Origin of the sequence: Terrisporobacter sp., from assembly GCF_017888745.1 — a bacterium.
In the GTDB taxonomy this organism is placed as follows: Bacteria; Bacillota; Clostridia; order Peptostreptococcales; family Peptostreptococcaceae; genus Terrisporobacter.
Map to the genome: position 1 here is coordinate 1 of NZ_JAGHFM010000130.1, position 10256 is coordinate 10256.

Here is a 10256-nt window from a genome sequence, read left to right on the forward strand (position 1 = left end):
CTAAAGGCCCAGTATTTTTTAAGCAAAAAAGAGTTGGTAAAAATAAAAAAATATTTGAAATATATAAGTTTAGAACAATGGTAACAGATGCAGAAAAATTGGGAAAGCAAATAACTGTAGGAAATGACACAAGAATAACAAGAGTTGGAAACCTTATTAGAAAGTGTAAGTTAGATGAATTACCTCAATTAATAAATGTATTAAAAGGTGAGATGAGTTTAGTTGGACCAAGACCTGAAGTACCTAGGTATGTCGATTTATATGATGAGTATCAAGAGCAGATATTGTTGGTTCAACCTGGAATTACTGATTATGCCTCTATTGAATATAGAAATGAAAATGATATATTAGGAAAAAGTAATAATCCCGAAGATACATATATACAAGAAGTTATGCCAGCTAAAATAGAACTTAACATGAAATATATAAAAAATATATCTTTAATAGAAGACATAAAATTAATATTTTCTACTATAGTGGCTATTGCAAAGTAAAGATATGGAAAGGAATAAATAGTAATGAAAGTTTCAATAATTACACCTACATATAACTGTGCAAAATTTATAGGTGAAACTATAGAATCTGTAATTAATCAAACGCATACTGATTGGGAGATGATTATAGTTGATGACTGCTCAATGGATAATACAAAAGAGATAGTCGAACAATATAGCAAAAATGATTTACGAATTAAATATGTTAAGTTAGAACAAAATTCAGGGGCAGCAATAGCAAGGAATAAAGCTATGGATTTGGCTACTGGAAAATATATGGCTTTTTTAGATAGCGACGATATATGGCCTAAGCATAAATTAGAAAAACAAATAAAGTTTATGGAGGAAAACAAATATAATATTTCATGCACTAAGTATGAACAGATAAATGAAGCAGGTGAACCTTTAGGACGCGTTATAAATGTAAAGAAAAAAGTAAATTACAATGGAGTGTTGCTTACTTGCCCAGTTGGAAATTCTACAGTCATGTATAATGTTGATGAAATTGGTAAAGTTAAAATTCCAAATATAAGAAAAAGAAATGATGATGCACTCTGGTTACAGATGTTGAAAAAAGAGCAGTATATCTATGGCATGAATGAAGTGTTGATGCAATATAGAATCAGGAAAAATTCAATATCTAGCAATAAGATGGATTTAGTTAAATATCATTGGCATTTATATAGAGAGATAGAGAAACTATCAGTGTTGAGATCAACTTTTCATATATTCTACTGGGGAATAATTAAAGTATTAAAAATAAAGTAACCTTCTAAGTTAAGGAGTAATAGATTATGAAGGCAAAAAGAGTTTTGCATATAGTATCAGGAATATACATAGAAAGTGGTGTTATGTCTGTTATTATGAATATGTATAGAAATATTGATGTGAAAAAAATACAATTTGATTTTTTATACTTTGATGAACGTGAAAAAACATATGAACAAGAGATAAATAAATTGGGGGGGAAGTGTTATAAAATAAGCAGACCTAATTTATCAATTAAATCCAATAAAGAAATAATAAACTTCTTTAAACTAAATAGTAAAAAATATACTATAGTTCATAATCACGAGACATATTTAAATATACTATTTAAACCAATAGCACAAAAATATGGAATAAAAAATACTATTGTACATTCTCATACAACTAAGTATTCAGATAAAAAGTTAAGTGCAATAAGGAATAGAATATTATGTATGCCATTAAAAATACAAAAAAATTATAAATTTGCTTGCTCAAAAGCGGCAGCGGAATTCTTATATGGTAAAAAATCTGTTAAGAATAATAATGTATACGTATTAAATAATGCTATTGATGTAGGAAAATTCAAGTATGATATTACAAAGCGAGTAGAAGTAAGGCGTAATTTAAAATTAGAAGATAATTTAATAATTGGACATGTAGGAAGATTTAATAATCAAAAAAATCATCATTTTTTAATAGATATATTTTATGAAATAAGTAAAGTAAGAACAGATGCAAGATTACTTCTAATAGGAAGTGGTCCACTAGAAAATGACATTAAGGAAAAAGTAAAAAATCTTAATTTGGAAAATAGAGTTATATTTTTAGGACGTAGAAATGATATAAGTGACTTAATGCAAGGAATGGATGTATTTTTACTTCCATCATTATATGAAGGTTTACCAGTTGTTGGAATTGAGGCACAAGCAGCAGGATTACCTTGTTTTATGAGTACAAAAATAACAGATGAAGTAGTATTATGTAATACTAAACAACTTGACCTTTGTAAGGGAGCAAAATTTTGGGCAGGAAAAATTATAGAATATATTAATGACTTTAAAAGATGTGATGTAACACAAATACTAATAGAGAATAATTTTGAAATAAAAAATGAATCAAATAGATTAAGAGAATTTTACTTGAACTTAAGATAGTAGTAAGTAAGGGAGGAAAAAGTGGAATTTCATTTTTTTTTAACGGGTTCAATTGCTGTAACCGGGTTATATTATGGACTAGAAAAAAATAAAAAAAATAGCGATATATATACGTATGTTATGTTGACATTTTTATTTTTATTTGCGGGTTTTAGAGATATTACAGTAGGAAATGATACATATGAGTATGTAAGACAATTTAATAGTCTGAGCGGAATTAGTGGAATATTAAATAATATTGAAATATCAAGATATGAAATTGGATACGTAGCTTTATGTACTATTATAAAAACATTTACCAATAATTATACAGTATTATTGTCAATAGTTAGTGCCTTTTATTTAATTTCAGTTGGAAGATTTATAAATAAGTATTCCAAAAATAAATGGTTAAGTATAATGGTATTTTATTTAATTGGAAATTATTTCTTAATATTTAATATTATTAGGCAATGTATAGTAGTTTGTATTTTATTAAATTCAATAGATTATATTATAAGTAATAATAAGAAGAAATATATTATATCTATGCTTGTAGCCACAACATTTCATACATCATCAGTAGTTTTAATACCACTAATATTTATAAGAGAGTACAAATTAAATATTAAACAGTATATTAGAATACTAATAATAACAATAGCATTAATTTTAGTATTTGATAAATTAATGCTTCTTATAGTTGACATATTCCCTCAATATAAAAGTTATTATATGGAATCAATATACTCCAAAGGAGGAGTAAGATTAGCTAGCATCGTGAATATAATTGTTATAGGTATTATAATGTTAATTTGTAAAATTTTTTCGGGAAAAAAATATAAAAATCTTAATAATAGTGAAGGAAATAATATTGAAAATGTATATATGAATTTATTTGAATTAATGACTGCTATAAATGTAGTTATATTAATACTGTCACTTCAATTTAATTTATTAGATAGAATTTCAGAATATTTTACTTCGATTTTAATAGTATACTTACCAAATTCAATTAGTAGATTGGGAAAATATACTTATTTAATTGGATATATCGTTATATGTTTATTATTTATATATATTACTGTTATATTGTATGCTAGACCAGAATGGAGTGGAATATTACCTTATAAATTTAAATAAGAAAATATAAATAACTAAGGGAGAAAAATATGGTTAAAAAGGAAGAAATAATGTCTAAAATTCCAGTAAAACTTAGAGATAAATTACTGGAAATAAAAGCAATATTTGGTATCATTAGAAGTAAACAAAAAATACAAGAATTAAATCGAGCGATAGAATCTACGGATGTAAGCAATTGGAATAATTTAAATTCAGATGTAGATGTATGGAAGCGATCATTGAAAAAAATAGCACTATCAACTTCAGTAGGTTTCGATATAGCTATAAATTTTTTCAATAATGATATTCAAATTATAAAAACAAATAAATTTAAAGAGATTAATATAAATAGTCCTATTATAATTTGTGTAGTAAAGAATGACTTAAAGAGGATGAAAGTATTTTATGATCACTACAGAAAAATAGGAATAGAAAAGTTTGCAATTTTAGATAATGGTTCTGTAGATGGTACATTTGAGTGGTTAATGAGTCAAGAAGATACAGATGTATATAGAACAGAATCTCTATATACAACAAATAAAAGACAATCTTGGATTAATAAATTAATTAGTTTTTATGGATTTAATAAATGGTATATGGTAGTTGATTCAGATGAATTATTTGTATATCAGGATATGGAGAAAAAAACAATACAAGAATTAACTAATCTTGCAATAAAAAAAGGATATAAAAGAATTCGAAGTATTACCCTAGATATGTACTCTGAAAATCCAATGTTTTCAGATAATGAAGATTCAAATTATTTATCACAATATGTTTACTTTGATAATGATAACTATAATTATAGAGAACATTATGCCTTTAGATGTATAGATGGTGGTATGAGAGTAAGAATGTTTAGGGGAGAAAATAAAGGCTTTGCACCTTACCTTACAAAGTATCCTTTATTATATTTTGAAAAAGGTGACTTACAGTATAATTCTCATTATTCTTTCCCTATTTATAAAAACTTTGAAGATGTGTGTTGGGCAGGACTAATGCACTATAAATTTTTAAGTTCAGACATGAAAAAATATAAAGAAATTGCGAAATCAGGAGCATTTTATGGAGGAAGCTATGAGTATAAGCAATATATAAAATTGTATAATGAAAATAAAAAAAGATCATTTATGCATAAAAACAGTAAAATTTATAAAAATTCCCATTCATTAAAATATATTAAAGAAATAGAAAGGATTAAATGGTAGGCTATATGAATATATCAATAGTAACAGTATATAATAGTTTGAATTATGGTAGCTTTTTACAGGCCTATGCATTGAAAACATATCTAGAAAGTTTAGGGCATAATGTTAGTTTTTTAGAAACTAAAGCTAGAAATCCATTAAAGCAAACTATAAGAAGTACAATAAAAAAAGCGCTTAAGTTGGATATTAAAGGAGTTAGATTTCAAGTAAAAAAATATATAAATTTTGATAAAGTAATTAAAGAGTTTAAATTATGTAAAAATAATGAATCATCACTAAATAGCCAAGATATTTTCATATTTGGAAGTGATGAAATTTGGAATATAAGTAGAGAAGATTTTAGAAAATATCCTATATTTATGGGAGTTGGTATTAAGAATAAAAGATTAATATCTTATGCACCATCGATTAATACAACAAAGATAGAAGTAATAAATCAAAATTCATATGTAAAAGATGCATTAAATAGATTTGATAAGATAAGTGTAAGAGATAATTATTCATATACAACTTTAAAAAATGTTATAGAAAAAGATATGGAAATTGTTTTAGATCCAACATTTTTAATAGATAAGAGTGTATATTTACAAACAGAACATAGTGTTAATAATGATGAATATATTCTTGTATATTCTTATGGTCATAATATGAATGAGACAAGGGTGAAAAGAATTAAAGAATTTGCAAAAACTAAAAATCTAAAATTACTTTCAGTTGGATTTGATTTAGAGTGGTGTGATGAATGTGTTTCAGTATCTCCGTTTGGGTTTCTATCTTATATAAAAAATGCTAAGTATATTATAACAGATACTTTTCATGGTACTGTTTTTTCCATTATTTATAATAAGAACTTTGTAACTTATGGTGAAAATAATACAAAAATTGGTGAAATAACAAACCAATTTAAAATAAATAGTAGAAATATAGAAAGTAATATGAAGTTAGAAGATATATTGAATGAAAATATAGATTATCAATCAGTTAACGAGATGATAGAAATTTATAAAGAAAGATCAATAAAATATATAAATGAGTCAATAAACTATAATTATGGAAGAAAGGAAAATATGCATGAAAATATTGTATAACGAATCTCTAAAAAAATATACAACTGTAAGAATCGGTGGAACTGCTTCTAAATTATATATACCTCAAACAGAAGAAGAATTAATGAAACTTTTAGATAGTATAGATTCTAAAGAATATTATATAATTGGAGGTGGATCTAATTTATTAATTAATGATGAAAAAATATTTGAAAATGTTATTTCTATGAAGGAATTTAATAAATCAATTGAAAATAAAGGAGAAGGTGTTTATTATATAGGAGCATCGAATAAGTTACAAAAAATTATAAATAAAATTAATGAAGATGGATTTGGAGGAATTGAGTATCTATATTCAGTACCAGGATTAATTGGGGGAGCTGTTGCAATGAATGCGGGAAGAGGTAAACCTCATGGCGTGAGTATTAGTGACTATATAGTAGATGTAACTGTGTATATAAATGGAGAAATTAAAACTATAAAAAAAGAACAATGCAGATTTGGTTATAGGAACTCAATATTTAGAGAGAATCCAAACTATATAATATTAGGATGTACATTTAAATTTGAATATAAGAGTAAGGAAGAAAGTGAACAATTAAAAAATGCTAGAATACAGTTATGTAAAGATGTTCAAGATAAAAGTGGATATAATTTTGGATCTGTATTTAAAATAAATGACTGGAAAGTAATGTGGTTAGTAAGAAAAATCAGTATATCAAATAAAAATGGTATACATTTTTCAAAAAAGACACCAAATTGGATAATCAATAAAGGTGAAGGTACATTCAGACAGGCAACTAAGTTAATAAAACGTGTAGAAATAATGCATAAAATGATAGGGAAAAAAGCTATACCTGAGGTTATAATATGGGAGTAAAAAATAGAAATATTTTTAAATGCATAATTGAAAATATAACATCTAATCCATATGTATTTTCCATGATAAATAAAGTAGTATCTATTCTAGTTGGAATAATTACAACCTCATTAGTTAATCGTTATCTAGGAAGTTCGTTAAGAGGTGAATACGCATTTGTAATAAATCTTGTTAATGTAGTAGCTGTTATAGGAAATTTAGGGTTATACCAGTCATACGGAAATAGTAAACGTAAAAATATGAAAAATCAAATGGAAGAATATTTAAATATTTTTTCAGCACAAGCATTGATATACATGGTATTATCATTGTTTATGGTAATGTTTGTAAAATCGGATGTATATATAGTAGCATTATTTTTAATTCCTTTGGAAATATTAATTCAACAACTAGGAATGATTGCACTAGTTGAGTTTATAAAGTTTAGACAGACTTTAAATATGATATTTATATTTGTAAACCTATTACTAACATTATTAGTATATATAGCATTTAGTCCGAATATTATTTTTATCATGGCAATAAGTATAATAAAAAATATGATATATATTATAGCATACATTTGGAAGATTAGATATATACCTAATCCTCTTAAAATAAATATTTCTGTCTTAATATCATTAATCAAATTTGGATTTTATCCAATGATCACGGCATTACTTGTTAATTTGAACTATAAAGTAGATATATTTATTTTAAAGTATCATGTTGATAATACTCAAGTTGGTCTATATTCAGTTGGAGCTACTTTGGCAGAATATGCATGGTTATTACCAGATGCATTTAAAGATGTATTATTTTCAAAAACTGCAAAAGATGATTCTGTTGAAGAAATAATATGGTGTATTAAGGTAAGCATGTTATTTTCTTTAGTAGCATTTGTAGGTATTTTTATATTTGGAAAATTAATAATCAATATATTATATGGAAGTGAATTTTTAAACTCTTATAAAGTAACATGTATTATATTCTTAGGTATACCAAGTATGGCATTATTTAAGTTAATTGGACCTTTATATATATCAAAAGGTGAACAGAAGTTTTATTTTTATACATTACTATTAAGTGTTATGGCTAATATAATATTAAATATTATATCTATACCATTATACGGAGTAGAAGGGGCAGCTATGTCATCTGTAATTTCATATTCTATAAGCGGAGTTGTATTTTTTGCTAAGTTTGTTAGAATGTATAATTTAAATTGGTATAAAACAATAGTTATGCAGACAAATGATATTAGAATAATATTAGAAAAAATAAATAGAAGGAAAACATATGAAGTATAAAGAGTATATAAATAGAGAAGTTTATCATGGTCAAAGACTTAACTTTATAAAAAAATATTACTATAAGTATATATGTCCTCAAACTAATGCGGTTTATTTAATAAGGACATTTTTATATTATAAGGGAAGTGAGAATAAGATATTATCTTATTTATCCAAATTATATAAGTATAGATTGATTAAGAAATATAATATATTTATAGGAGACAATACCAAAATAGCAATAGGATTAGATTTACCTCACCCATCTTCTATAGTAATAGGTGATAAAGTAGTTATTGGTGAAAACTGTACTATATATCATGAGGTTACATTTGGAGGTGCAAGAAGAGGTGATTATTCAAAAGGAAATTATCCTAAAGTTGGTGACAATTGTGTATTTTTTGCTGGTAGTAAAATAATTGGAAATATAAATATAGAAGATAATGTTATAGTGGGCGCAAACTGTTTAATAAACAGAAATTGTTTAAATGGGCTAACATATGCAGGAATACCAGGAAAACCAATTAACAAAGTATAAAGAATTAAGATTATACAAAAATAGAGAGGTCTAATTATGAATAATAAAATATTAGTTACAGGTGCAAGTGGATTTATAGGATACCATTTATGCAAATTACTTTTAAAGAAAAATTATGAAGTAGTCGGAATAGATAGCATGAATGAATACTATGATATAAGTCTTAAAGAAGGTAGATTAGAGATTCTTCAAAAGTATGATAGCTATACTTTTTATAAAATGGACTTAAAAGATAAAGAATCAATAGATAATCTATTTGAAAAATACAGATTTGATTATGTAATAAACTTAGCAGCACAAGCAGGAGTAAGATATTCAATAGAAAATCCATATGCATATGTAGATTCAAACTTAATAGGATTTATGAACATACTAGAAGCATGTAGAAATTATCCAGTAAAACACCTACTATATGCTTCATCAAGCTCAGTATATGGAGGAAATAAAGTAGCTCCATTCTCAACTGAGCATCAAGTAGATCATCCAGTAAGTTTATACGCTGCAACAAAAAAATCAAATGAATTAATGGCTCATACATATAGTCATTTATACAAAATACCAACAACAGGACTTAGATTCTTTACAGTATACGGACCATGGGGAAGACCAGACATGGCATACTTCTCATTTACTGAAAATATACTTAATGATAAACCTATAAAAGTATTCAATCATGGAAAAATGGAAAGAGACTTTACATATATAGATGATATAGTTGAAGGTATATATAAATTATTACCATTAGCACCAAAATCTAATCAAGATTGGGATGAAACAATAGACAAGCAAAGTGAAAGCTTTGCACCGTATAAAGTATATAATATAGGAAATAATCAACCAGTACAATTAGAGAAATTCATATCTGTTTTAGAAGATAAAATAGGTAAAAAAGCAATAAAAAATTATATGGAAATGCAACCTGGTGATGTAGTAAGAACTTATGCAGATACATCAGATCTAGAAAAAGCGATAGGATTTAAACCAAGCACTTCAATAGAAGAAGGTTTAGAGAAATTCGCTACTTGGTATAAAGAGTTTTATAATGTAGAAATTTAAGCAATATAGCGGGGGAAATTACAAATGAAAATAGCAATAGCAGGAACAGGTTATGTAGGATTATCTAATGCAATATTATTATCACAACATAATGAAGTAATAGCAGTAGATATAATACAAGAAAAAGTAGATATGATAAATAATAAAATATCTCCAATAGTAGATGCAGAGATAGAAGATTATTTAGCAAATAAAGAATTAAATTTAGTAGCAACAACAGATGCATTTAAAGCATATAGTGATGCTGACTTTGTAATAATTTCAACTCCAACTGATTATGATCCAGAGAGAAATTATTTTAATACTAGAACAGTAGAAGCTGTTATAGCTAATGTTTTAGCTATAAATCCAGAGGCTACTATGGTTATTAAATCAACAGTTCCAGTTGGATATACAGAAAAAGTAAGAGAAATGTTTGATACAGATAATATAATCTTCTCACCAGAGTTCTTAAGAGAAGGAAAAGCACTATATGATAATCTATATCCATCAAGAATAATAGTTGGAGAACAATCTGAAAGAGCAGAAAAGTTTGCAGATCTTCTTGCAGAGGGAGCAATAAAGAAAGATATACCAATGTTATTTACAGATTCAACAGAAGCAGAAGCTGTATAGTTATTCTCTAATACATATTTAGCACTAAGAGTTGCATACTTTAATGAATTAGATACATATGCAGAGATAAGAGGATTAAACACTAAACAAATAATAGAGGGAGTAGGATTAGACCCTAGAATAGGAAATCACTACAATAATCC

The 10256-nt window shown here is 25.8% G+C and carries 11 protein-coding genes and 1 pseudogene; all 12 read left to right on the forward strand.

Features of this window, described 5'->3' with window-relative positions:
- The coding region (locus tag J7G74_RS06230) for a sugar transferase (protein WP_297133213.1) at positions 1-494 on the forward strand (494 nt) is incomplete at its 5' end.
- 24 nt (positions 495-518) lie between these two features.
- Complete coding sequence (locus tag J7G74_RS06235; protein WP_297133214.1) at positions 519-1262, forward strand: glycosyltransferase family 2 protein; 744 nt, start codon at positions 519-521, stop codon at positions 1260-1262.
- A gap of 26 nt (positions 1263-1288) precedes the next feature.
- Positions 1289-2398, forward strand: a complete 1110-nt coding sequence (locus J7G74_RS06240) for a glycosyltransferase family 1 protein (protein WP_297133217.1) — start codon at positions 1289-1291, stop codon at positions 2396-2398.
- A gap of 21 nt (positions 2399-2419) precedes the next feature.
- Positions 2420-3520 carry an EpsG family protein gene (locus J7G74_RS06245; RefSeq protein ID WP_297133219.1) on the forward strand — a complete coding sequence of 367 codons (1101 nt, stop codon included), beginning with the start codon at positions 2420-2422 and terminating at the stop codon, positions 3518-3520.
- A 29-nt stretch (positions 3521-3549) separates the two neighbouring features.
- The gene (locus tag J7G74_RS06250) at positions 3550-4707 is read left to right on the forward strand and encodes a glycosyltransferase family 2 protein (protein WP_297133222.1); all 1158 of its coding nucleotides are present in this window, start codon (positions 3550-3552) and stop codon (positions 4705-4707) included.
- A gap of 5 nt (positions 4708-4712) precedes the next feature.
- A complete protein-coding gene (locus J7G74_RS06255; protein WP_297133224.1) occupies positions 4713-5795 on the forward strand; it encodes a polysaccharide pyruvyl transferase family protein in 1083 nt (360 codons plus the stop codon).
- Positions 5779-6633, forward strand: a complete 855-nt coding sequence (locus J7G74_RS06260) for an FAD-binding protein (RefSeq protein ID WP_297133226.1) — start codon at positions 5779-5781, stop codon at positions 6631-6633. Before J7G74_RS06255 ends, J7G74_RS06260 begins: the two co-directional genes overlap by 17 nt.
- On the forward strand, positions 6624-7922 hold the full coding sequence (locus J7G74_RS06265) for a lipid II flippase MurJ (RefSeq protein WP_297133228.1): 1299 nt from the start codon (positions 6624-6626) through the stop codon (positions 7920-7922). Before J7G74_RS06260 ends, J7G74_RS06265 begins: the two co-directional genes overlap by 10 nt.
- A complete protein-coding gene (locus tag J7G74_RS06270) occupies positions 7912-8442 on the forward strand; it encodes a serine acetyltransferase (protein WP_297133230.1) in 531 nt (176 codons plus the stop codon). The genes J7G74_RS06265 and J7G74_RS06270 overlap by 11 nt, the downstream gene beginning before the upstream one ends.
- Positions 8443-8478: 36 nt before the next feature.
- Positions 8479-9498, forward strand: coding sequence for an NAD-dependent epimerase (locus tag J7G74_RS06275; protein WP_297133232.1), 1020 nt, complete (start codon positions 8479-8481; stop codon positions 9496-9498).
- Positions 9499-9522: 24 nt separating this feature from the next.
- Positions 9523-10113, forward strand: coding sequence for a hypothetical protein (locus tag J7G74_RS06280; RefSeq protein ID WP_443081645.1), 591 nt, complete (start codon positions 9523-9525; stop codon positions 10111-10113).
- A gap of 12 nt (positions 10114-10125) precedes the next feature.
- Positions 10126-10256 (forward strand): annotated as a pseudogene (locus J7G74_RS16915) (UDP-glucose 6-dehydrogenase); the annotation flags it as partial.